The organism is Shewanella sp. 10N.286.52.B9, from assembly GCF_002873635.1.
Taxonomy (GTDB): domain Bacteria; phylum Pseudomonadota; class Gammaproteobacteria; order Enterobacterales; family Shewanellaceae; genus Shewanella.
This window is the reverse complement of record NZ_MCTY01000009.1, coordinates 1-22,793: the sequence shown is the minus strand read 5'-3', so window position 1 is coordinate 22,793 and position 22,793 is coordinate 1. Positions and strand designations below refer to the sequence as shown.

The window sequence follows — 22,793 nt, the reverse complement described above, 5'->3', positions numbered from 1 at the left end:
GTACAGGTGGTATTTGGGACTAAGGCGGAAAGTTTGCGCAAACTACTGCAAAAGTACCTCGACACCCGTAAATGATTATTAAAACCTCATAAATATAGCAACTCTTTTAACTACTTAATAATTAGGTTGCTATAAAAAAATCAATTATTGATATATCTGGTTATTTAATTACATCTCCCATAAAAGCTATGTTAAAAGTAAAATATAGTTTTTAGCCAGCTGCATTTTATTTGAATGTAAACGTCATCGATTTAATTCTTGTGAGCCAATAGTTTATGAAGTCTAAAAGTAACCCAGTTAACAATACAGCAAGCCTAGAGCGAAAAATTTTGATCACTGATTGTGAAGATGCAAAAGGCCTTATCGCTAAAATTACCGGGGTGTGTTTTGCCCATAAGCTAAATATTATTAAAAACACCGAGTTTGTTGACCATGAACAAGGGCGCTTTTTTATGCGTACAGTCCTTGAAGGACAAATTAACGATCAGCAGTTATTGGCCGACTTAACTGAGGTGCTGCCTCTACAAAATCACATGAAGCTGGTGGATGCAGGCCGAAAACGTATAGTCATTTTAGTCACCAAAGAAGCCCATTGTTTAGGTGATATTTTAATGAAGTCCTATTATGGCGGTTTAGATGTTGAGATCGCTGCAGTGGTGGGTAACTACGATGTGTTGCAAGGCTTAACTGAAAAGTTTGATATTCCATTTCATCATGTTAGTCATGAAGGTTTAGACCGAGCCCAGCACGAGCAAGCGATGCTTGAGGTGATAAAAACCTATAATGCTGATTACATTGTATTGGCAAAATATATGCGAATTTTAACTCCTGAGTTTGTCGCTGAGTTTCCCAATACCATTATCAATATTCATCACTCATTTTTACCGGCATTTATTGGCGCCTCACCTTATCGTCAAGCGTGGGAGCGTGGGGTAAAAATCATTGGTGCGACAGCCCACTTTGTCAATAATTGCTTAGATGAAGGGCCTATTATCAAACAAGATGTGATTAATGTTGATCATAGTTTCAGCGCAGAAGAACTAGCCCATAATGGCCGCGATGTTGAAAAAAGCGTCCTGAGTAAAGCCCTGCAGCTTGTCCTTGATGAACAAGTAGTAGTCTATGGTAACAAAACCGTGGTTTTTTAGACTTTTAATGAAGTAACAAAAAGGTCTGTCAGAGTTATCTGGCAGACCTTTTTTATATCCAATAAGGGGCTCATTTAGCTGTAAGCGTTAATAAAGCGGGTTATTGCTTATTTGCTGATAAAGTAGCAATGCCGCCACCGTTATAAGTTTGAGTGTAGCCTGCAGCGGCTAACTCATCGTTGGCAATACCGCTTCTGCGGCCGCTGCGGCAATACAATACGATGGCTGTATCTTTGGCAATATTTTGTTTATTTAGCTCTTTAAGGGCGATATTAAAGGGAATATTAATCGCGCCCTCAAGGTGACCTGCGGCAAACTCTTCAGCGGTTCTTACATCCAATATCATCGCACCCTTGTTAATTTTTTCCCACGCAATAACGGGATTCATATCTTGGGCAAGGCTTATTTTACTCACTGTTAATACCATTAAGCACATGGCAAGTAGGGTGAGCGCTTTAACTGTTTGCATGGTCAATTTATTACAATCTAATAGCTGCACTGTGGCTCCTTATTGATATATTTTTGCAATGCTATTGGGTTGCTTTTTCAGCTTCGGTTTTTAGACCGAGTTTTTTCATCACCATAGCGGCGGGACAAAAACCAGTAAAAGCACTTTGAAATAGATTAGCACCAACAAATGCTGTCAGCCAAATAAAATGGTGACTGACGGTAGCGGTAAGCACTAAAGATAACAGCACCATAAAGCCGGCAAAAGCCATAATTGATCTTTCAATAGACATAAGTAACTCCTTAAACGTTAGATTAGTTGTGGATCCCTTGGCGGTTTTTCATTACTGCGTAATACAGTACTGGGATAACGACCAAGGTTAAAATGGTTGAAATAAATATCCCGAAAATAAGGCTGATTGCTAGCCCACTAAAAATCGGGTCATCAATGATAAATAGTGCGCCAATCATGGCGGCAAAGGCCGTTAACATAATTGGTTTGGCGCGCACTGCGGCGGCATTGATCACGGCTTGTTCAAACGGTACACCTTCGGTTGCCTGTTGATGGATAAAATCAACCAGCAAAATTGAGTTTCGCACTATGATACCGGCCAGCGCGATCATGCCTATCATTGATGGGGCGGTGAATTGCGCCCCGAGTATTGCGTGCCCTGGCATGACCCCAATAATGGTTAATGGAATGGGCGCCATAATAATCAGTGGCACGGTATAAGATTTAAATTGTGCGACTACTAATAAGTAAATCGCAATCATACCCACCGCATAAGCAATACCCATATCGCGGAAGGTTTCATAAGTTATTTTCCACTCGCCATCCCATAGTACGGCAACTTCATCTAAGCCGTCGGGTTGATTGGCAAAGTATTGGCTCATTGGGTATGCAGCTTCACCACTTTCTTGCTCATGGTTTATTTGAGCTACCATATCAAACATGCCATACAAAGGGCTGCCTGTCGGGCCTGCCATATCGGCAATGACCATGATCATGGGCACCATATTTTTATGGATAATAGTGGTATCAATGCTGGTTTGTTTAATTGAAGCCACATCAGCAAGGGTGACCATTGCTCCTGAGGCTGAAGGGATTTTTAATAACATCACCTGATGCATATCCACCTTGGCGGCTTCATCAAGCTGCAGCCTGATTGGTGTTGGCAGGTGCAAGTTGCTTTGATAAAGGTAACTGGCATCTTTGCCATCAATTGCCGCTTGAATAGTATTAACAATACTTGAGTAAGCCACCCCAGCAATTGCAGCGCGATTACGATCAATACTCACTTGCCATTTGCTTTGCTGTGCGGGTAAATAAATATCCACATCTACAACGTGTTCAGTTTGCTGAAAACGGCTCATTAAATCGTTAGCCGCTTGTTCGCGCAGCGCTGTGGTTGGTGCGTAAACTTCAGCCACAATCGGTGACCATACTGGTGGCCCTGGAGGCACTTCAACAATTTTGATATTGGCATTGTAAGCGACACCAATGGCTTGTAAAGGCTCTCTCACTGACATAGCAATATCATGACTGTTTCTATCACGTTCTGACTTTTCAACCAGATTGACTTGAATATCAGCCACTTCTTGGCTTTCACGTAAAAAGTAATGTCTCACTAGGCCGTTAAAATTCATTGGCGAGTGGGTGCCTGCGTACAACTGCAAGTGTTCAACTTCTTCAACAGTCGTCAGATAAAGTCCAAGCTCTTGTAGCAGTTTTTGATTTTGCTCAAACGGCGTGCCTTCAGGTAGATCAACAATCACCTGAAACTCCGATTTATTATCAAAAGGCAGCATTTTAAGCACAACGGCTTGCATGAAGGGTAATGACACCGCGAGTGCGATTAGTAGCACAATGCCTAACGCCATAGCTTTACGCGCCTTACTGGCGTGTTCACCATCAAGAAATGGTTTCATGATGAAAGTGAAAAAGCTCAGTAATTTAGTTGAGGCTGTTTCTGTATGGGGTTGCTCATTTAGGTCACTGCTGGTGTTACCTCGGTGAGCTTTGGCATTAAGCCATTTATTACTCAGCCATGGGGTCATCACAAAAGCAATCAATAGCGAGATAAGCATGCCCATACTGGCATTGATGGGAATAGGACTCATGTAAGGGCCCATTAAGCCAGAAACAAACGCCATTGGCAGTAATGCCGCAATAACGGTAAAGGTGGCCAAAATTGTCGGCCCGCCCACTTCATCCACAGCCTGTGGGATTAATTCTGTGAGCGGTTTATTACTCATCGCCATATGACGGTGAATGTTTTCTACCACAACAATGGCGTCATCCACTAAGATCCCAATTGAAAATATCAGTGCAAAAAGTGAAATACGGTTAAGGGTAAAGCCCCATGCCCATGAGGCAAATAATGTCAGTGCTAAGGTAATAATAATAGCGACGCCAACAATGGCTGATTCGCGGGCGCCCATAGTTAATAGCACCAATATCACCACTGCAGCGGTAGCAAAAATTAATTTAAATATCAGTGTGCTGGCTTTTTCGCCCGCGGTAGCGCCATAGTTACGGGAAACAGCGACATTGACGTTATCAGGAATAAGTAAGTTATCGAGTTTGGCAACTTTATCTGTAATTAAATTGGCAATATCTACCGCGTTTTCACCGGCTTGCTTACCAATAGCAATGGTTACAGCAGGGAATTGACCTTGCTGATTAGCATGCCAGACCTGCTGCTTTTGAATATCGCTTTTTAAGGTGATATCAGCAACATCGGCTAAATAAAGCACCTTGGCGCTGGCAGGCTCAGTGATTGAGTTATTAGCGGGTATTACTTTGATAACCAGGTTTTTAAGATCGTCAACTGAGTCTAAAAACTGTCCAGTTTGAACCTTAATCTCTTGATTATTTTGGGTTAATGAACCTGTTGTTGAGACGGAATTATTACTGTTTAGCACTTGCTCAATTTGTTCAATCGTGACCCCAAAACTGTTTAGCTTACTAGGATCTAAGCGAACATTGGCAATAAGCTCATGCCTACCTTGAGAATATATCTCACGGGTGCCTGGGATACGTTTTAGTTCAGTTTCTAGTACCGTAGCGACTTTAGTGAGTTGCTCAGGGTTCATGGTGGGATCATCTGACCATAAGGTGAGACCAAAAATAGGTACGTCATCAATACCGCGAGGTTTTATCAGCGGCTCACCAATGCCTGCGGCTTGATTGAATTTATCAAGATTAGAATAAATTTTATTGTATAAATCGACAACAGCTTGTTCTCGAGCAATGCCCACTTTGAAGATGGCAATGATTAAGGCGCCGTCAGGCTGTGAGAATGAATAAAGGGTATCAACACCTTTAATTTCTGAAATAATTTTTTCGGCAGGTAAGGTAACCTGATTAGCGACTTGCGTAGGACTTGCACCTGGATAGGGGATAAACACATCAGCAAAGGTGACATCAATTTGCGGCTCTTCTTCTTTAGGGGTTATGAGTACCGCAAATAAGCCGAGTAGTAATGCCAAAATAGCCAGTAAAGGGGTGATAGCACTGGTTTGAAAGTTCTTAGCAATGGTGCCAGAAATACCTAAACGAGGTTCTGAATTAGCCATGAACTACTCCTTACTTTGGTTAGCTGCGCGCAGTAACACGTAGCGACTGGCGTTAAGGATAATTTCATCACCTTTATCAAGACCTGATAACACTTCAACGGTTTGCTGTTGCTTGTCAATTTTTCCGAGGCGAATTTGTGTTAACAAGGTGTGCTGACCCACTTTTCGGTACACGCCATCCAGATCATTGACCTGATAAAGAGCACTTAAGGGAATAATGACCACGTTGCTGGTTTTAACGGGTACCGCGATTTTAACCCATTGGCCGGTGAGTGCTTGAGGATGACTAAAGTTAATTCTTACTTGATGTTGATGACTGTTGGCATCGGCAAATTGGTAAACATTGATATCGTTGCTGATAACTTTTTCACCATTGGTTAAGGTTAATTCAAGCTGCTTAGCCGCTTGCAGGTTGGCTAAGTAACGCGAGGGAACATTAAAAGTGGCACGTAACTCTCGGGTATCAAAACCGGAAAATAATGGCTGACCGTATGAAATGGTTTCACCGAGTTCAATAAAGCGTTCAGTCACTCGGCCTTCAAATGGCGCAGAAACCACAGTGTAATTTAAACTTTGTTTTGCTTTATTAAGCTGAGCTTTTGCCGCGGATACCGCTTGCTTACTGGATTTGGCATTGGCGGTCGCTTCATCCATTTGCCCTTGAGATATGGCACCTTGAGGAAACAGCGCCGCATAACGAGTCAGTGTCGCTTGTGCTTCAAAGTTCATGGCTTCTGAACTGGCAAGCTGAGCCTCTGCCGCATTAAATTCTGCGGTCTGCTCATCACTGGTAATTTCAAGTAAAGACGCGCCCGCGGTGACCACATCATTGACATCATAATTGACCTGAATAATGCGCCCTGAGGTTTGTGCTGAAACGGTAGCGGCTTTAATCGCTTCCACTTGTCCATCAATGATTATTGATGAAACAGACTCTGTTTCAGTGACTGTTAGGGTATCAAAAGCTTTATCGGTTTTTAGTTTGTCTGTATCAGCTATAGCGCTATAGCTAACAATAGCCAGCAAAGTAGGTATTACTGCACTAAATAAAGATAAGCGTTTGTGAAAGGTTGCCATGTTCCACCTCAAAAATTTGTTTATGAGAAAATTCTAATGGACTTTAGTATTAAGCGCAATTTATTTATGAGAAAAATCTAATGAAAGTATAGCAGATATAAAAAAACCACCGATGGATCATCGATGGTTTTTTAAATTATCAACTGTTTTAATTATGAAGAAGAAGCCTTAAAAACTGAAGTTATGCCTATCCATTTTACTCAATCTGTTTAATGTAGTCTGTTTAAGTAACAGTCTGCTTAAAATGTGTAGTTGTACTGTAAAGAGTAGTAGTTAGCACCTGATTCAGTATAAGCACTAACAGGACCTACTAGCTCACTGGTTTCAATTACATGTACTTTCTCGCCAGCCACTAGGGTGTAACCGAAATCAATGCTTGATTTTTCATTGATGTGGTAGCTAAAACCTGCTGAATACCAAGTACGGTCTGAATCAGGAATAGAAAGTGATGATACTTCACCGACTACACCTTGGTCTTTGGCAATACCCGCTCTAACGGTCCATTTATCATTGATGTCGTATGTTGCACCCAAACTTAAGAACCAAGAGTTTTCCCAGTTATAATGCTTGAGGATATGGCTGTCTGTACCATTTTCACCGTCAGTAAGCTCGATGTTGTCGAAATTACTCCAGTTAGTCCACTGGGCTGTATAATGGATAGCAAATTTGTCAGTTAACTGATGAAAACCAGCAAGCTGAGCAATATCAGCTAAAGGAATATCAATTTCACCAAAGTTTTCAGCAGCAAATGGTGGGTTATAAGCAATATCACCTGAAGCCTTCATGTTCGGGCTTTTACGATAGCTTAAGCCGATTCTGTTATTTTCATTAATTTCATAAGCAAGACCGAAAATGGCGCCAAAGCCCCAGCCATCAGCATCAATATCAACAAGGTTTAGTGGTATTTCACCAAAAACAGGAACTGTAAAATCACCTTGTCGAGTTAATGTCCCCATACCTTTAATGGCATCAATACCAAGGCCAAGGCTTAGTGAATCATTGATACGATATGACACACTGGCATTGAAGTTAATGGTAGTCACTTCAGTGTTACCCAATAAATCGATTGGAGTATTAAAGTCGTGACCTGAATTTAGCGGGGCTAAATCAGTGCCTGTACCATAGTTACTAAATGCAGCAACACCAAAAGCCCATTTGTCATTAATTGGGTTGATGTAATAAAAACTTGGGATAGGCTTACCTTCAGCGGCATTATCCATAGCACCTAAATATTGACCATCACCAGAACCATCACCAATCATGGCATCAGTCACTTCAACATTCACATCAGCATAAGTACCAACAACCGAAATTGCTGTCTTATCAAATAATGCCATTGCCGCTGGGTTGCGAGCCAATACTGAAGCGTTATCTGCGATGATGGCATCCCCCGCCATTGCGCGGCCTAAACCGGTTGCAGACTGGCTGTTGAGTTGAAAACCCGCTGCGAATGTTTGAGTACTAGCTAAAGCTACAGCTGCTGCCAGTAGTGTCTTGTTGAATTTAGTCATAATTATTGCTCATCTTTATTGTCGCATATGCATGAATACTGCATGTGTTCATATCACTGCCACTTATATTTGAGCGCATCTTAGGTAACACAAGTAAGCTATACAACTCCGACCAGTGACTTTTGGTGTTGCATTTTTGTTAATGATTTGAGCTGTTAAATATAATTGTGAGAAGGTCTTACAAACCTTTGTGGGAGTTAACGCTGTAATTTCAGTGGTTTGAGTTTGATTTTATAGTGATAACTTTGTTAGGTTGCTGTAATTAAGAATTGTGACTAGGGCTGCTTTTTAGCTAACACCTGTACGCTGAGTTTAGAATCTTTACTCTAGAAATGAGCCAGCCGACTAATTGTTGTTAACGAAAAAGTCGGCAGGTGTTTACTAAGGGTTAACCTTGTAAAGCACTAAAGTGACTGGCGAAAGACCTTGAATGAGGCCACCGTCTCTGTGCTTGCAGGAAATAGCTTACTGACTAAGATACCTGCCAATGAGGCGAGCAAAAATCCAGGGACTATTTCGTACAAGTCAAAAATACCACCAGAGAGTTGTTTCCAGACCACCACGGTCACCGCTCCGACAACAATTGTTGCTACAGCGCCGTTACGACTATATTGCTGCCAAAATAGTGATAGTAATACCACAGGGCCAAATGCTGCGCCAAAGCCTGCCCATGCGTAGCTCACTAACCCTAGGACACTGCTTTCAGGATTAAGTGCAATGACTGCGGCCACAATAGCAATGGCGATAACCCCCAAACGGCCCACGAGCATTAACTCTTTATTACTCGCATCGGGTTTAATCCATTTGCGATAAAAGTCTTCAGTTATTACGCTTGAACAAACCAAAAGCTGTGAATCAATGGTGCTCATGATCGCTGATAAAATTGCTGCAATTAACAAGCCGCCAACCCATGGGTTAAACGCAGCATGGGCAAGGTGAATAAATACAGTTTCTGGGTTATCTAGGGGAGTGTCGGCAAAATACAAGGTACCAGCGATACCCGTTGCCAATGCACCAATCAGAGAAATACCCATCCAGCTCATAGCAATGCGACGAGATAACTTAATGTCTTTAGCGCTGCCAATGGCCATAAAGCGAGATAGAATATGTGGCTGGCCAAAATAGCCTAAACCCCAAGCCAGTAATGACACTAAGCCGATGACTGTGGTGTTTTCACTGACAAACGACAGCATGGCAGGGTCAAGTTGCTGCAGGTTTTCTTGAGTCTCAGGTTGGCTGAAGATGGCTACAGGTACAATAAGTAAGGCCACTAACATTAAACAGCCTTGGAAAAAGTCAGTCCAACTGACGGCAAAGAAACCGCCTACAAAAGTGTAAGAAACGATGATTACTGAACCTATAATGAGTGCTAAGGTGTAATCAAGGCCAAATACTTTTTCAAATAATATTGCGCCGCCAACCATACCTGATGAGGTATAAAAGGTGAAAAAGACTAAGATGGTGACCGCAGCAACCATTTTTAATACGCCTTGGTTATCATGAAAGCGATTTTCAAAAAAGTCAGGTAATGTCAGCGAGTTGTCAGCCAGTTCAGTGTAAATACGTAAACGTTTGGCGACAAAAAGCCAGTTGAGCCAGGCACCAAATATCAGTCCAAAACCAATCCAAGCTTCACCTAAGCCGCCTAAATACACTGCACCAGGTAAGCCAAGTAATAACCAACCTGACATATCTGATGCACCAACACTTAAGGCGGTGACAGCAGGGCCCATTTTTCGGCCACCCAGAATATAGTCGTCAACGGTATCTGTTTTACGATAAGCCCAGTAGCCAATCCCCATCATTAACGCGAGGTAGCCGATAAAAGTGATTAGAATGGGGGTTTCTATGGTCATGATACTTCCGTATTTTTATTATTGTGGCGCATATGCTAGCAGATGTATGAGCCAGTGCACAATTTGGGAAGTAAATTTGATGTGATAACAAGCACTCAATAAGTTTACATTGACTGCTTATTATCTAATTGATAGGAGATGGTTACAGGTTGTGACTATAACTAGATAAAGGTTTGCTCTATTTCAGATTTAACAAACTGTAAATCAGTATCTTGCTCTGCAACTAACATCATGAATGCCCCAGCTGTTTGAAAGCCCAAGCCCTGATAGTGTTGATCTGCAAAAGCTTCTTCGGTAACCATTCTATTTTCAGCCGGGACAATAAAGAGGGTGACTTTACCGTCTTTACCTTCCATCACTAAGTGCAAGCTTTTAACTCCTTGAAAGTCACAATAGGAGGTATAAAACACTTTTCCAGGCTGTTGAATGAATTTGGCGTTTTCTAAACCGCCAATACCAGCCAGTTTAAAATTAACATCTTCAAAGCCAACATTTTGATCAACCAGCATTGATTTGGGTTCATGGTATACATGAGCGAGCGCATGCTCAGCTAAGTCAACTGGGGCAAATTTTAACATGCTAAAACTTAAACCGATGACTAATGCCACGGATGCAGCCATAGCCATTAAATAACGAGTATGCTTTTTTTGCTCCTGATGTTTATTCAGTTGCTGACGTAATAATAATTTATCTGCTAAATCATTAGGCACATCAATATTAAGCGCATGGGTAAGCTTACTGTCTAATGTTTTTAATTCACTGACTAACTTTGCATCAGACTCAGACGCAGCAATTTGTGCCAAGAAATCTTCATCTTGGCTGTTGGGGTCGTCATAGGCATGGCGACGAAATTGTAGATCATCCATTTGATTGACCTCTAACTTCAGGAGACTCTAAAGCGTCTTTTAATTGATTACGGGCACGAAATAATCGCGTCATGACGGTGTTTCTATTAAGTTCAAGCAACTCTGCAATTTCTTCACCACTAAAACCGCCAATGAGTTGCAGCAGTAATGGCTCTCGATATTCAATCTCTAATAAGCCGATCTGTTTACGTAGCCAATATTGCTCTGTTTGCTCTTCGGTAGTGGAAGACTTTTGGTCTTCAAGCAACTCTTGCTCTACATCACTGTAGTCAAACTGCTTACGTTCAAATCGACGGGCATTCTCTCGGCGCAAGATAGTGATCAGCCATGCTTTAGCGGCTTTGTCATCTTTTAAAGAGTCAAGCGCACGCCATGCACGTAAAAAGGTTTCTTGAGTGACGTCTTCAGCAACATGTTTATCGCCGATAAGCCAATAGGCATATCGGAAGATATCTGCGTGAAGTGCCCGGACGAGGCTGTCGTATCGTCGTTGTTTAGTTAACATGTCAGATATGACCGTGGGTTCGGACTTTTTATTTCGCAAGCTATCAAACATTTTTATCTTTTTGTTAAAAATATTATGTTCGATAGCTTAAAAGGTTACTGATGAATAGCAAGTATAATTATGCTTGCTATTCAATCAGTTTATTCGTTAAGGGTTTAACGAACTCAGTGCAGATGGGGAGTTTACTGCAGAATTATGACTGTAACTCTCAATGGCTTTTAATAAAGCCGCTTTATCAACAAATGTTGAAGATTGGCTGTATTTAGCCTGCTGTAATTGATGAGTTGCTTGAGCTAGCGCAGTTGATAACTGGCTAATATCAGCCAAGTTCATTGGTTTGTTTAGTAATGTAGAAAAATGCTGCTGCAGTAATGTAATGACTTGAGATACATCATTTTTATCACAGGCGAGGCTGATGTCTTTGATGCTCACTCGAGCAGAGGAGGACTGAACATCAACATTTTCAGAGGTAACTGTTAGCGACTTTTGCTTACGGGCGTTTAACCACAGGGCGATTGTGATAAGCCATAATGCGGCAAATAGCAGTGTTAACCAAGGCCAAAAACCAGGATTATTGCTGGGCTGTGTAACCTCAGGTGTAATTGGCGTTGGTGCTTGTTCTGGATTAGCTGCAATGGTCACTGTTCTTGCTGGAATGGTGGTAAATTGCTGCTGACGTAGCTGCGAGTTCCACCACGGAATTGTAATTTCAGGAAGGGTAAATGTTCCAGCTTTGGTTGGCACGATAGCAGTGGTAAGGCTGTACTGGGCCACTACATGGTTTTCTCTAAGTACAGTTTGTCTAACTGGTTTTTCTGGATATGATTTCAGCGCACTTGGCATAGCTAATTCAATGTCAGGCAGGCTATTACTGTCAGCATTAGATGCGATGATATTAATGGTGCGGGTGATTGGGCTACCCACTTCAAATTCACTGCTGTCTTCAGGCCACACTTCTTTAGCGATTAATAAATCACTGACGAGCCAATCACCTTGATAGCTGTCAGGTATGGGTTTAATTATGATTTCAGTATCTTCAGCAGCAGCTTGCATCGGACGGCTTTCATTAAAGCCAAACATGCCGCCACGTCGTGGTGCTTCAACTAAAATATCACCTGAAAAACTCGCACCTTTAATGGCGAGTTTACCTGGAGTATCGGCAATCATGGCATAGGTTCGCTCAATTACGCGAAAACGGCGGCCATTAACCACTTCAACACTGTCTTGATCTTCGCCAAGCTGCTTGATCTCAGCACCTGATATTTCTGGGGCGCTAATGACACCACGCTGTAATTCAGCAGCTAAAAATAGCTTAACTTTATAGGTAATTAATTGGCCCACATAAGCTTCTTGAGTGCTAACTTCGCCTTCCACAAACAAATTGCGCATTTGCTGAGGCTGGGAGCCAGCATCTAAAACCGTTAACTCGATGGGATTAGATTGAATACCTTCCATAGTAAAGGCAGGAATAGTCACAGTGCCGCTATTTTTAGCCGATAATAATACTTGCCAGCGGGTTTCTTTACTGGAGTTGAAGTTAACGATTTGCGTGCTTCGTCCTACGCTAGTGCGGCCGACAACAAAGTCTTTTAGCAATATTGAGGTGTCTAATGAGCCTGCATTAACATCATCATCTGCGGTGACGTTTAATACAAAATACTCACCTTGCATGACGGGGTTACGGTCCACCGTTGCTTGAATGTTAGTGACCGCGAGTGCTTGCCCTGTAAAAAGAATAGCGACTAGGGCTAAAATGATTCTGTTTACCACTGTTGTTTATCCTTAGGAAGTTGGCCGTTTTGACGACGCTTTTGATATTCCAATAGCATTTTGTTTCTAATTAATACTTGTGGATCTTCACTGACTGCGCGAAGTGCTCTTTCTAAATCTGCTGGCAGCGGCTCTTCAGATAAAGCCGATGAGGCCACTGGTGTGCCAGACTCAGATTCTGGCTGTTGTTCTGATGTTTCAGCAGCTTGAGCTTGTTGTTGAGTCTTGTCTTGTTGCTCAGCAGTTTCAGGCTCAGCTTGAGCTTGGTTATCTTGACTGTTAGCTTGCATTTCAGCTTCATTATTATCGGCTTGTTGCTCATTTTGTTGAGATGAAGCTGATGAACTTTCGTCAGCCTCATTGGGGCTGTCATCTTGTTGAGAGTCACTAGATTGCTGATCCTGCTGAGAATCATTCGCAGATTGCTCTTCTTGTGACGGGTCATTTTGAGACTGCAGCTGTTGAGATTGCTCAGAGCTAGACTCATCACTTTGAGATTGATCTTGCTGTGATTGATCTCCTTGAGATTGATCATTTGATGACTGCTCATCATTTGACTTCTGGTCAGATGATTGGTTGTCATCACTTTGCTGATCCTGCTCCGACTGTTGCTCTTGTTGCTGCTTCATTTGCTCAGCCAAAGCGAGGTTTTTCTCTGCCTGAGGAAAATCTGCTTGTTGAGTTAATGCTTGCTTATAACGCTTTATCGCCTCATCAATTTTATTGAGCTGCAGTAAACTATTGGCTTGATTATATAAACCATTGGCAGAGTCATCTTGCTCAAAACCGCTTAAGGCATTTTCATAGTCACCAGCCTTATATTGGGCGCTAGCTTGCCATTGAGGCTGGTCAAATTTCTCGGCAGCTTTAGAATAGTCTTCTGCTGATTGAGCCTGATTAAATTGCTCTGAGGCTTGTTGATCGGCGGTTTGCCATAAATCATCCCAGCTATTAGCTGAAGCAGGAGTTGGCTGCATCAATAAGCCTAGCGTGAGGACACTCACCATAGGCAGTACTGTAAACCTAAAACTCAGCAGTACTGGAATAATCAACAGGAGGGCAATATAAGGGCCTAAATCTTGCCAAGCTTCACCTTCAAGTTCGGTGGCTTTTGCATTACCATCATTAGCAAGCCATGCTTCGAGTTGGCCCAGTGCTGCGCCGTCTGCCCGTGCTGGTAACATTAAACCGCCAGTGGGAGTAACCAATTTATCAAGCAATGAAAAGTCAGTTTTATCAACCACGATCTCACCGGCATTATCGCGCATGAGCTGACCATCTGGCAGCTGTATTGCTGCGCCTTGTTGGCTACCAAATGCCATCACCGATACTCGATATCGACTGCCATCCAGCGCTTTTGCTGCCTGCGCATATTGGGCTGCATTAACACCATCGGTCATCACAATAATATCACCGCTGATATGCCCGCCTTGACCTAATAACTGTTGGGCAAGGGTAAGGGCGGCGGCTAAATCTGAGCCTCTAACGGGCATAATGTCCGGGCTTAAGGTTGGGAGCAGATTTAATAGGGTAGAGCTATCACGGGTTAACGGACTAATAGTAAATGCATCTCCCGCAAAAGCGATTAACCCAGTTTCACCTTCTTTTAAATTGGTTAAAAAATCGGTGGCTCGATATTTGGCCTGGGATAGTCGATTAGGTTTTTGATCGGTTGCATACATGGATAAAGACATATCCATTACCAGTACACGCCCTTGCTCGCTAGCGAACACAGGTAGGCTTTGTTTATTCACGGCAGGGCCCGATATGGCCACAACCGCAATAAACCAACACAGCATTAATAACCATTTGGGTTGTTTTTTGATGTGTGCAGACTCACTGATCAGGGTGCTAGCAAGGTGAGGGGCAATATAGTGTTGCCATGCAGAGTTATTTTTACTCTGGCGCCACAAAAATAGTCCAATAATGGTTAATGGAATTAAGGCCAATAGCCATTCAAGGCGGATAAAATGCAAACTCATTATTTATCCTCCTTGTAAAAGGCTGAAGTCAGATTTTTAGGTAAATTCATTTGACTACGTAGACTAATACTTAAACTGATTAATAACGCTAACAACAATGGCCAGTAAAATAACTCGCTTTGGGGGCGGTAGGTTAATTGGTCGCGACTGACAGGCTCTAATTCATCAATTTTTTGATAAATTTCTTCTAGCTCTTCGCTATTACGGGCTCTAAAGTAATGACCATTGGTCATTTCTGCAAGCTGTTGTAATTGCGCTTCATCAAGATCTGCTGACGGGTTTACTTTTTCAGTACCGAAAATACTGCGTCTTTCCAGTATTTCAGCGCCAACACCGACGGTATAAATAGTGACATTGCGCTCTGCAGCGATGCGAGCTGCCACTTCAGGTTCTATGTTACCTGCGTTATTTGAACCATCGGTGAGTAAAATGAGCACTCGGTTACTGTCGTTAACGTTATCAAAGCGTCTCACCGCCAATGCAATTGATTCACCAATGGCGGTTTGTTTGCCCACTAGGCCAATTTGACTATCGGCGAGAAACTTTGCCACCGAGCGTCTATCTTGGGTCAGTGGCGCTTGTAAATAGGCGTGATCGGCAAATAAAATTAACCCAAGGCGATCGCCATTACGGCGTTCGATAAAGTCGCCAATCACATGTTTAATAAGGGTCAATCTATCAACCGTTTTGCCTTCAACAACCATGTCTTCAATTTGCATACTGCCGGATAAATCTACTGCCAGCATTAAGTCGCGCCCTTCAGATGGCAGCTCTATAGGCTCGCCTAACCATTGGGGCCTGACAAGTGCGCACAATAAACATGCCCACATTAACCAATACAATTTACGGGATGGTTTGTCAGCATGGCTTGATATGACCTGATCAGCATTAGCGATGCCAGGAAGTTGCAGGTGACCGCCATTATTTTTTGAAACGCGCTTTGGTTTTAACAGCCAAGGTAATGGCAGTAAAAGCAATAACCACGGCCATGCTATAGAGAACATGATGCCTCCTGTGGACTATTTGCTTGAGTATTTGCGCTGTTAGCGTTGCTTTTGATGGCATTAAGGGGCGCAAAGCGAGCTTTTTGAGTTAACCAAGACTTGGCTAACTTAAATAACTGCTGCTTTTCAGCTGCATTTAAGCCACAAGCTTGATAACGCTTGGCTAATAACAAGCCAATTTGGCCTTGCTCTGCTTGCGGTAACCTTAGCTCAAGCCATTTGAACCATTGGTCGCCATCAAGTTGTGCAAAATCCTGTCTGGGTAAATAACTCAAGGCAGTTCGTTTTAGTAAGCTATTAATCTGGCTTGGGTATTGACTGTCATTTATATCAAGTTGCTGTAGTTGCGCTAATGCGGCCTTTCTCGGGGCGTGATATTTGGCACGTTTTCGCAGCTTGATGAAAGTGATGACACCAGCCGCGATAATGATAATCGCCACTAGCCAATAACCGGGGGCAATGGGCAATTGTGATATTGGCTGCGGCAGCACGATATCTTCCATTTGCATTAATGCGGGATTGATTTGAGGAGCATTCATCTAACGTAATAGTTCCAATTGATCGCTAAGACTCTTACCTGCATCGATAAAGCGGGTTTGAACTTTGAGCATTTTCATTAATTCAATAAACTGCTGTTGACGAGCTAACTGTTCATTTAACCACACATCGTAGCTATGGCGAGTTAAGGTAAGTTGTTGCTTACCATCACGTACAGGCAGTGAAAATCGCTTTGGTAACGCTAAAGTACCTTGTCGTAATGGGTCTGTAATAATAAAGGCACCCACATCACAATGGCGTTTAAGCTCGGTGAGTGCCGCTAAACATTCTTGGCTAAAGTGCTGGCCATCAGTAATTATCCATACCAGTGAGCCGGGTTTAGCGATGCGTTGCAATCGCTGGCAAGCCCGTAAAATATGCTGGGGATCTTGGGGTAATTCATCAAAGTGATTTAACTGGTTTTGATGCACTTTGATTAATGCTGATGTGAGCTGCAAAATACCTTGTCGGCGACTGCGGGGTTTTAACTCCACATGTTCGGTTTCACTGGCAATCAATGCCCCCAAACGGTCACCGTGGTTAATGGCGTTCCAGCCAAGTGTTGCTGCGACATGGGCGGCTTGCAGAGACTGTAAAAGCAAACTCGAGCCAAAAAATAAGCTATGACTTAGATCGACCAGCAAGATAATAGGGCGTTCACGTTCTTCAATAAATAATTTGGTGTGGGCCTTGCCAGTTCTGGCCGTAACGCGCCAGTCTATGGTGCGCACATCATCACCATTTTGATAATGTCGCACTTCGGCAAATTCCATTCCACGCCCTTTTATGAGGCTGCTTCTATGGCCTGCAAGGCTGGCTTTTGCGCGGCTACGTTTCTCAGGCATCGCACGGGCAATACTCTGGCAACTTATTAGCTCTTGCTCATTAAGGTTGACGCCATTACTAAATAGCGGCAACTCTTTTTCAATTGACATAGCGGTTACTGACATAGTGGCTATAACTCAACATTAAGGTACAGCCACTTGGCTTAAAATATGATTAATGACGTGATCTGCACTAATCCCTTCTGCCTGTGCCTGATAACTCAACAGTAGACGGTGGCGTAAAATATTAGGCGCCACAGCTTGAATATCTTCAGGTGAGACAAAATCGCGTTGATGTAACCAGGCTCTGGCTCGCGCGCAGCGCTCTAATGAAATTGAAGCGCGGGGACTCACGCCGTATTCAAGCCACTTGGCTAGTTCTGGGCTATAACGCTCTGGCTGACGAGTAGCCATAATAATTTCTACGATATAGCTTTCAAGGGGCTCAGCTAAGTACAGTTCCATCGCTTGTTCACGGGCAGAAAATACATCTGCTTGTACCACAGGCTCGATGGTCGGTAACTGATGAGTCAGTGCTTCGTTACGAGACTGACGCAAAATCTGACGCTCGGTATCGGCACTTGGGTAATCTAAATTTAAGTGCATTAAGAAGCGATCTAATTGCGCTTCAGGTAGCGGGTAAGTCCCTTCGTTTTCAAGTGGGTTTTGGGTTGCCATCACTAAAAAGAGTTTTGGCAGCGGGTAACTGTGTTTACCTACGGTTACTTGTCCTTCAGCCATGGCTTCAAGTAAAGCGGATTGTACCTTCGCTGGAGCGCGGTTAATTTCATCGGCAAGGATTAAGTTATGGAAAATCGGCCCCGCTTCAAATTCAAAGGTACCCGTTTGAGCGCGATAGATATCGGTGCCGGTTAAGTCCGCTGGTAATAAATCAGGCGTGAACTGGATGCGATGAAAGTCGCCTTCAACGCCATCACATAATGCTTTTACTGCACGGGTTTTGGCTAAACCTGGAGGGCCTTCAACCAGTAAATGACCATCGGCAATAAGTGCGATGAGCATATTTTCAGTTAAAACCGGTTGTCCCAAAATGACATTATCTAAATAAGCGCGTAAAGAATGAAATCGACTCAAAGGCATGATGATACTCAAATTTATTGTCTAAAAAACGTTATCTAATTCACTCTATGTTAATGAATTTTATTGGCCTTTGGCTAGTAGCATTAACAGAATTTCATTTTTATTTATTCGTGGTGTTCATTAGCTGCAACTAAAGGTGCGTTAGCTAGCTTTAATCGATACTTAAATATATTAATAAAGCTAATGCTCTAAAGTTTAACCTTCTGTATTTAATATATAAATCTCAATTGGGTTGTTAATTTTGTTGGAAATTGTCAGGTTATTTTCATACGGGTGTTTTAAACTTGCTAATTAAAAGTTAGAATCAGATCACACTTTTATGGTCAGACCAGATAACGCTGACAAAATGGATTTTCACTGAAAAGCCTATAAAGGCTAAACAATTAAAAGAGGGTGAACAATGAGTGATAGACAACAAGTAACCAATGCCCGCGGCGAGCGCATTGCAATTGTAGCGGGTTTACGAACGCCTTTTGCCAAACAAGCCACCGCATTTCATGGCGTTTCAGCTTTAGATATGGGCAAAATGGTGGTTAATGAATTGCTTTCTCGCTCAGAGTTAGACCCAAAAACCATTGAGCAATTAGTTTATGGTCAAGTTGTGCAAATGCCTGCTGCGCCAAATATTGCTCGTGAAATCGTATTAGGCACTGGCATGGATGTATCAACGGATGCTTACAGTGTCACTCGTGCTTGTGCGACAAGTTTTCAATCGGCAGTGAATGTGGCTGAGTCAATCATGACTGGTAATGTTGAAATTGGTATTGCTGGCGGCGCAGATTCATCTTCTGTTTTACCGATTGGCGTGTCAAAAAAGCTGGCTCATGCGCTAGTGGACTTAAATAAGGCCCGTACCTTTAAACAAAAATTCGCCATTGCACGTCGTTTGGGTTTAAAAGACTTAATGCCGGTACCGCCAGCGGTTGCAGAATATTCTACCGGTTTGTCAATGGGGCAAACGGCTGAGCAAATGGCTAAGACCTATTCAATTAGCCGCGCCGATCAAGATGCACTGGCTCATCGCTCACATACTCTGGCAACAGAAACTTGGAACTCAGGTAATTTACGCGATGAAGTGATGACGGCTCATGTGCCTCCTTATAAGCAGTTTATTGATCGTGATAACAACATTCGTGAAAACTCAGTTTTAGAGTCTTACGCTAAATTACGTCCAGCTTTTGATCGCAAACATGGTTCAGTTACCGCAGCCAACAGTACGCCGCTAACTGATGGCGCATCAGCAATTATCTTAATGAGTGAAGGCCGTGCCAAAGCATTAGGTTATCAGCCTATTGGTTACATTAAGAGCTATGCCTTTACTGCCATTGATGTTTGGCAAGATATGTTAATGGGGCCATCTTATGCTACGCCGCTAGCACTAAAGCGTGCTGGTATGCAGTTAGAAGATTTAACCTTAATTGAAATGCATGAAGCATTTGCAGCGCAAACCTTAGCCAACATGCAAATGTTTGGCTCTAAAAAGTTTGCTGCAGAAAAGTTAGGCCAAAATCGTGCGATTGGTGAAATCGATATGAGTAAATTTAACGTACTAGGAGGTTCATTAGCTTATGGGCATCCATTTGCGGCTACGGGTACGCGTTTGATCACTCAAGTATGTCGTGAACTTAAACGCCGTGGTGGTGGAACCGGTTTAGCCACAGCCTGCGCAGCAGGTGGTCTTGGCGCTGCAATGATAGTAGAAGTGGAGTAATTCTGATGGAAAAGACATTTAATTTACAACGCCGTGAAGACGGTATTGCGGTTTTGACTATGGATGTTCCTGGTGAAACCATGAACACCTTAAAAGCAGAATTTGGCCCAGAAATTAGTGACATTCTTACCGAGATAAAAACTGACGCTAGCATTAAAGGTTTAGTGATTATTTCAGGAAAATCTGACTCTTTTGTTGCTGGCGCTGACATCACCATGTTAGATGCCTGTACCAGTGTTGCTGCTGCCAAAGAACTATCACAACAAGGGCATGTGGTATTTAATGAATTAGAAAACCTCACTATACCGGTTGTTGCTGCTATTAACGGTGCCTGCTTAGGTGGTGGATTAGAGCTAGCGCTAGCGTGTCATTTGCGTGTGTGCAGCGACAGTAAGAAAACTATTATGGGTGTGCCTGAAGTTCAACTTGGGTTATTACCAGGTGGCGGGGGAACCCAACGTTTACCAAGAAAAGTCGGTATTACTACAGCGCTCGATATGATGCTAACAGGTAAGCAGCTGCGTCCGAAACAAGCACTGAAAATAGCCTTGGTTGATGACGTTGTTCCAGAGTCTATTTTGCTTGAGACTGCAGTTGCCATGGCAAAAAAAGGCAAGTCTGCTGCTAAAGTGGTTAAAAAGTCTGCTTTAAACAAGTTGCTTGAATCAACCAGTACGACTCGTGACATTATTTTTGATCAAGCCGCTAAACAAGTGATGAAGAAAACCCAGGGTAATTATCCAGCTCCTGCTAAAATCATTGATTGTGTTAAGCAGGGTATGAATAAAGGCATGATCAAAGGCTTAGAAGTTGAAGCAAGTCATTTTGCTGAACTTATTATGTCACCAGAGTCAGAAGCGCTTCGTAGTATATTCCTTGCAACCACAGAAATGAAAAAAGAAACCGGTGCAGAAGGGGGCAAACCTCGCAAAGTGAACAAGGCACTGGTTATTGGTGGTGGCTTAATGGGTGGCGGAATAGCCTCTGTGACGACAACCAAAGCTAAAATTCCTGCTCGTGTTAAAGATATCAATGAAACCGGCTTAAGTAATGCGTTGGCTTATGCTTATAAGTTGTTAGCCAAAGGCGTTAAGCGCCGTCATATGACTCCGGCAGTTAGAGATAATCTAATGGCGTTAATGACGACAACCACTGAATATAGCGGCGTAAAAGATGCTGATATCGTAGTAGAAGCAGTATTTGAAGATTTAGCATTAAAACATCAAATGGTGAAAGATGTAGAACGTGAATGTCATGAAAATACTATCTTTGCATCTAACACATCTTCATTACCAATCAGCCAAATTGCCGAAGCGGCCAGTCGACCTGAAAATGTGATTGGTCTGCATTATTTCTCGCCAGTTGAGAAAATGCCGTTAGTGGAAGTGATTGCGCACAAGAAAACCTCTCCAGAAACCATTGCTACGACAGTGGCCTTTGCTCGTAAGCAAGGTAAGACACCGATTGTTGTTCAAGACGGAGCCGGTTTTTATGTAAATCGTATTTTAGCCTTATACATGAATGAAGCTGCGCAAGTGCTTCTTGAAGGGCAAAAAATTGAATTTTTAGATAAAGCGTTAGTTAAGTTTGGTTTCCCTGTAGGACCTATTACTTTGCTAGACGAGGTAGGTATTGATGTTGGTGCTAAGATCGCGCCGATCTTAACTAAAGAACTGGGTGAGCGCTTTGAAGCTCCAAGTGCATTTGATAAGTTACTTGCAGATGACCGTAAAGGCCGTAAAAACGGCAAAGGTTTTTACCAATACGGCAACAAGAAAAACAAAGCTAAACTAGTGGATGAAAGTGTATATCAAGTACTAGGCATTAATAATCAGTTAAGTGGTAGTGAAAGCGATATTGCTATGCGTTGTGTTGTGCAGATGCTAAACGAAGCTGTTCGTTGTTTAGATGAAGGCATTATTGCCAATGCAAGAGACGGTGATATCGGTGCTATTTTTGGAATTGGTTTTCCGCCATTCTTAGGCGGTCCTTTCCGTTATATGGATACCATGGGGATCAATAATCTAGTGTCAAAATTACGTCAGTATCAGCAATTACATGGCGAAAGATTTGCCCCTTGTGAAAGATTAGTCAAAATGGCTGATGAGGGAGCGAGTTTTTATTAGTCTAAACTAAGACTTTAAGGATTACACATTTAACAAAGCGGCAACATAATGCCGCTTTTTCATTCTAAAGTGGCAGAGGTTTGCCTGTTTTATGTACACTGCGGAATATTTTGACTGTGGCTCAATTAAAAATCCCCATAGCTTTGAGTATTTGGCTTGGTTATAATGTGACCAAAGCTAGCATTGAACACAAAAACTTAATGCTACGAGCTTAAGAAATGATGTTAACTGAATGAATTGTAGAGGTTTCAGTGGTATTTCTAGTGTTTATTATTTCAATCTTATCGTCGATTTATCTTGGCAATTGTGCTTTTGCTCAAGGTATGGCAGTAAAAAGATGGTCATTTGCCGGTTTGTTGATGGGCCCTCTGGCTTACCCATTGTTCAACAGTCATAAATATTTATTAACCCGTAAACTAGCGGTTAGTAATGAACAGCAACAATACTTTTAGCAAATTCAGCGTATTAAAAAGGGAGCTAATGCTCCCTTTTTCTTTGCCTGTAAAATATCACTACAAGACTTAGTTCCACCATGCTTTAGCTGGGATGACCTCTAGATGCTCAAGGCCTTCAGGTAATTTAACTTTCTTACGTTGCGGCTGTGCAATTCCTAGTGCTTTTAATAAAGAGTTAAACATAATTTTATCTCCTTAAGCGATGCTTGAATTGGTGTATTTAATGTATGGGTTATGGGCAAATTTTGTTGTCGATTCTGAATACTTTATGTAAGGGTTGTGAGCAAGTTCAGT

General features: G+C 42.5%; 18 protein-coding genes. 4 read left to right on the top strand and 14 right to left on the bottom strand.

The features are described from left to right. Positions 1–275: 275 nt before the first annotated feature. The gene (purU, locus tag BCU91_RS01130) at positions 276–1,148 is read left to right on the top strand and encodes a formyltetrahydrofolate deformylase (protein WP_102530720.1); all 873 of its coding nucleotides are present in this window, start codon (positions 276–278) and stop codon (positions 1,146–1,148) included. Between the two features lie 100 nt (positions 1,149–1,248). Here the strand turns inward: purU and BCU91_RS01125 are convergent, their stop codons facing one another. From BCU91_RS01125 to BCU91_RS01060, 14 genes are all read right to left on the bottom strand, one after another. Next, positions 1,249–1,584: a rhodanese-like domain-containing protein gene (locus BCU91_RS01125; protein ID WP_102520711.1), complete on the bottom strand. Its 336-nt coding sequence runs from the start codon at positions 1,582–1,584 to the stop codon at positions 1,249–1,251. A gap of 94 nt (positions 1,585–1,678) precedes the next feature. Continuing rightward, positions 1,679–1,888: a DUF2892 domain-containing protein gene (locus BCU91_RS01120; RefSeq protein WP_102437507.1), complete on the bottom strand. Its 210-nt coding sequence runs from the start codon at positions 1,886–1,888 to the stop codon at positions 1,679–1,681. A 22-nt stretch (positions 1,889–1,910) separates the two neighbouring features. Continuing rightward, positions 1,911–5,174: an efflux RND transporter permease subunit gene (locus BCU91_RS01115; protein WP_102530719.1), complete on the bottom strand. Its 3,264-nt coding sequence runs from the start codon at positions 5,172–5,174 to the stop codon at positions 1,911–1,913. 3 nt (positions 5,175–5,177) lie between these two features. Then, positions 5,178–6,251: an efflux RND transporter periplasmic adaptor subunit gene (locus BCU91_RS01110; protein ID WP_102530718.1), complete on the bottom strand. Its 1,074-nt coding sequence runs from the start codon at positions 6,249–6,251 to the stop codon at positions 5,178–5,180. Positions 6,252–6,490: 239 nt separating this feature from the next. After that, complete coding sequence (locus tag BCU91_RS01105; protein ID WP_102475697.1) at positions 6,491–7,762, bottom strand: outer membrane protein transport protein; 1,272 nt, start codon at positions 7,760–7,762, stop codon at positions 6,491–6,493. Positions 7,763–8,166: 404 nt separating this feature from the next. Next, positions 8,167–9,618, bottom strand: coding sequence for a sodium/proline symporter PutP (gene putP / locus BCU91_RS01100; RefSeq protein ID WP_102475696.1), 1,452 nt, complete (start codon positions 9,616–9,618; stop codon positions 8,167–8,169). Positions 9,619–9,779: 161 nt separating this feature from the next. Further along, positions 9,780–10,484 carry a DUF3379 domain-containing protein gene (locus BCU91_RS01095; protein ID WP_102475695.1) on the bottom strand — a complete coding sequence of 235 codons (705 nt, stop codon included), beginning with the start codon at positions 10,482–10,484 and terminating at the stop codon, positions 9,780–9,782. Then, positions 10,477–11,040, bottom strand: a complete 564-nt coding sequence (locus tag BCU91_RS01090; RefSeq protein WP_102437495.1) for a sigma-70 family RNA polymerase sigma factor — start codon at positions 11,038–11,040, stop codon at positions 10,477–10,479. Before BCU91_RS01090 ends, BCU91_RS01095 begins: the two co-directional genes overlap by 8 nt. A gap of 96 nt (positions 11,041–11,136) precedes the next feature. After that, positions 11,137–12,759, bottom strand: a complete 1,623-nt coding sequence (locus BCU91_RS01085; protein WP_102520699.1) for a BatD family protein — start codon at positions 12,757–12,759, stop codon at positions 11,137–11,139. Continuing rightward, a complete protein-coding gene (locus BCU91_RS01080; RefSeq protein WP_102530717.1) occupies positions 12,753–14,741 on the bottom strand; it encodes a VWA domain-containing protein in 1,989 nt (662 codons plus the stop codon). Before BCU91_RS01080 ends, BCU91_RS01085 begins: the two co-directional genes overlap by 7 nt. Further along, complete coding sequence (locus BCU91_RS01075) at positions 14,741–15,745, bottom strand: VWA domain-containing protein (protein ID WP_102475692.1); 1,005 nt, start codon at positions 15,743–15,745, stop codon at positions 14,741–14,743. The genes BCU91_RS01080 and BCU91_RS01075 overlap by 1 nt, the downstream gene beginning before the upstream one ends. Beyond that, positions 15,733–16,284: a DUF4381 domain-containing protein gene (locus tag BCU91_RS01070; RefSeq protein ID WP_102530716.1), complete on the bottom strand. Its 552-nt coding sequence runs from the start codon at positions 16,282–16,284 to the stop codon at positions 15,733–15,735. The genes BCU91_RS01075 and BCU91_RS01070 overlap by 13 nt, the downstream gene beginning before the upstream one ends. Continuing rightward, positions 16,285–17,232 carry a DUF58 domain-containing protein gene (locus BCU91_RS01065; protein WP_241904013.1) on the bottom strand — a complete coding sequence of 316 codons (948 nt, stop codon included), beginning with the start codon at positions 17,230–17,232 and terminating at the stop codon, positions 16,285–16,287. 18 nt (positions 17,233–17,250) lie between these two features. Next, the gene (locus BCU91_RS01060) at positions 17,251–18,207 is read right to left on the bottom strand and encodes a MoxR family ATPase (RefSeq protein WP_102530715.1); all 957 of its coding nucleotides are present in this window, start codon (positions 18,205–18,207) and stop codon (positions 17,251–17,253) included. A gap of 400 nt (positions 18,208–18,607) precedes the next feature. On the opposite strand from BCU91_RS01060, the gene fadI reads away from it, so the two are divergent. The 3 genes from fadI (at position 18,608) to BCU91_RS01045 (ending at position 22,496) form a co-directional block, all read left to right on the top strand. Further along, positions 18,608–19,918, top strand: coding sequence for an acetyl-CoA C-acyltransferase FadI (fadI, locus tag BCU91_RS01055; protein WP_076537168.1), 1,311 nt, complete (start codon positions 18,608–18,610; stop codon positions 19,916–19,918). Positions 19,919–19,923: 5 nt separating this feature from the next. Then, on the top strand, positions 19,924–22,044 hold the full coding sequence (fadJ, locus tag BCU91_RS01050; protein WP_102530714.1) for a fatty acid oxidation complex subunit alpha FadJ: 2,121 nt from the start codon (positions 19,924–19,926) through the stop codon (positions 22,042–22,044). Positions 22,045–22,307: 263 nt separating this feature from the next. Continuing rightward, on the top strand, positions 22,308–22,496 hold the full coding sequence (locus BCU91_RS01045; protein ID WP_241904012.1) for a hypothetical protein: 189 nt from the start codon (positions 22,308–22,310) through the stop codon (positions 22,494–22,496). Positions 22,497–22,793: the final 297 nt, after the last annotated feature.

Bases quoted from the DNA above. Each gene is read 5' to 3' on its own strand.
- purU (WP_102530720.1), top strand. From the start codon at position 276: ATGAAGTCTAAAAGTAACCCAGTTAACAATACAGCAAGCCTAGAGCGA.
- BCU91_RS01125 (WP_102520711.1), bottom strand. From the start codon at position 1,584: ATGTGCTTAATGGTATTAACAGTGAGTAAAATAAGCCTTGCCCAAGAT.
- BCU91_RS01120 (WP_102437507.1), bottom strand. From the start codon at position 1,888: ATGTCTATTGAAAGATCAATTATGGCTTTTGCCGGCTTTATGGTGCTG.
- BCU91_RS01115 (WP_102530719.1), bottom strand. From the start codon at position 5,174: ATGGCTAATTCAGAACCTCGTTTAGGTATTTCTGGCACCATTGCTAAG.
- BCU91_RS01110 (WP_102530718.1), bottom strand. From the start codon at position 6,251: ATGGCAACCTTTCACAAACGCTTATCTTTATTTAGTGCAGTAATACCT.
- BCU91_RS01105 (WP_102475697.1), bottom strand. From the start codon at position 7,762: ATGACTAAATTCAACAAGACACTACTGGCAGCAGCTGTAGCTTTAGCT.
- putP (WP_102475696.1), bottom strand. From the start codon at position 9,618: ATGACCATAGAAACCCCCATTCTAATCACTTTTATCGGCTACCTCGCG.
- BCU91_RS01095 (WP_102475695.1), bottom strand. From the start codon at position 10,484: ATGGATGATCTACAATTTCGTCGCCATGCCTATGACGACCCCAACAGC.
- BCU91_RS01090 (WP_102437495.1), bottom strand. From the start codon at position 11,040: ATGTTTGATAGCTTGCGAAATAAAAAGTCCGAACCCACGGTCATATCT.
- BCU91_RS01080 (WP_102530717.1), bottom strand. From the start codon at position 14,741: ATGAGTTTGCATTTTATCCGCCTTGAATGGCTATTGGCCTTAATTCCA.
- BCU91_RS01075 (WP_102475692.1), bottom strand. From the start codon at position 15,745: ATGTTCTCTATAGCATGGCCGTGGTTATTGCTTTTACTGCCATTACCT.
- BCU91_RS01070 (WP_102530716.1), bottom strand. From the start codon at position 16,284: ATGAATGCTCCTCAAATCAATCCCGCATTAATGCAAATGGAAGATATC.
- BCU91_RS01065 (WP_241904013.1), bottom strand. From the start codon at position 17,232: ATGTCAGTAACCGCTATGTCAATTGAAAAAGAGTTGCCGCTATTTAGT.
- BCU91_RS01060 (WP_102530715.1), bottom strand. From the start codon at position 18,207: ATGCCTTTGAGTCGATTTCATTCTTTACGCGCTTATTTAGATAATGTC.
- fadI (WP_076537168.1), top strand. From the start codon at position 18,608: ATGAGTGATAGACAACAAGTAACCAATGCCCGCGGCGAGCGCATTGCA.
- fadJ (WP_102530714.1), top strand. From the start codon at position 19,924: ATGGAAAAGACATTTAATTTACAACGCCGTGAAGACGGTATTGCGGTT.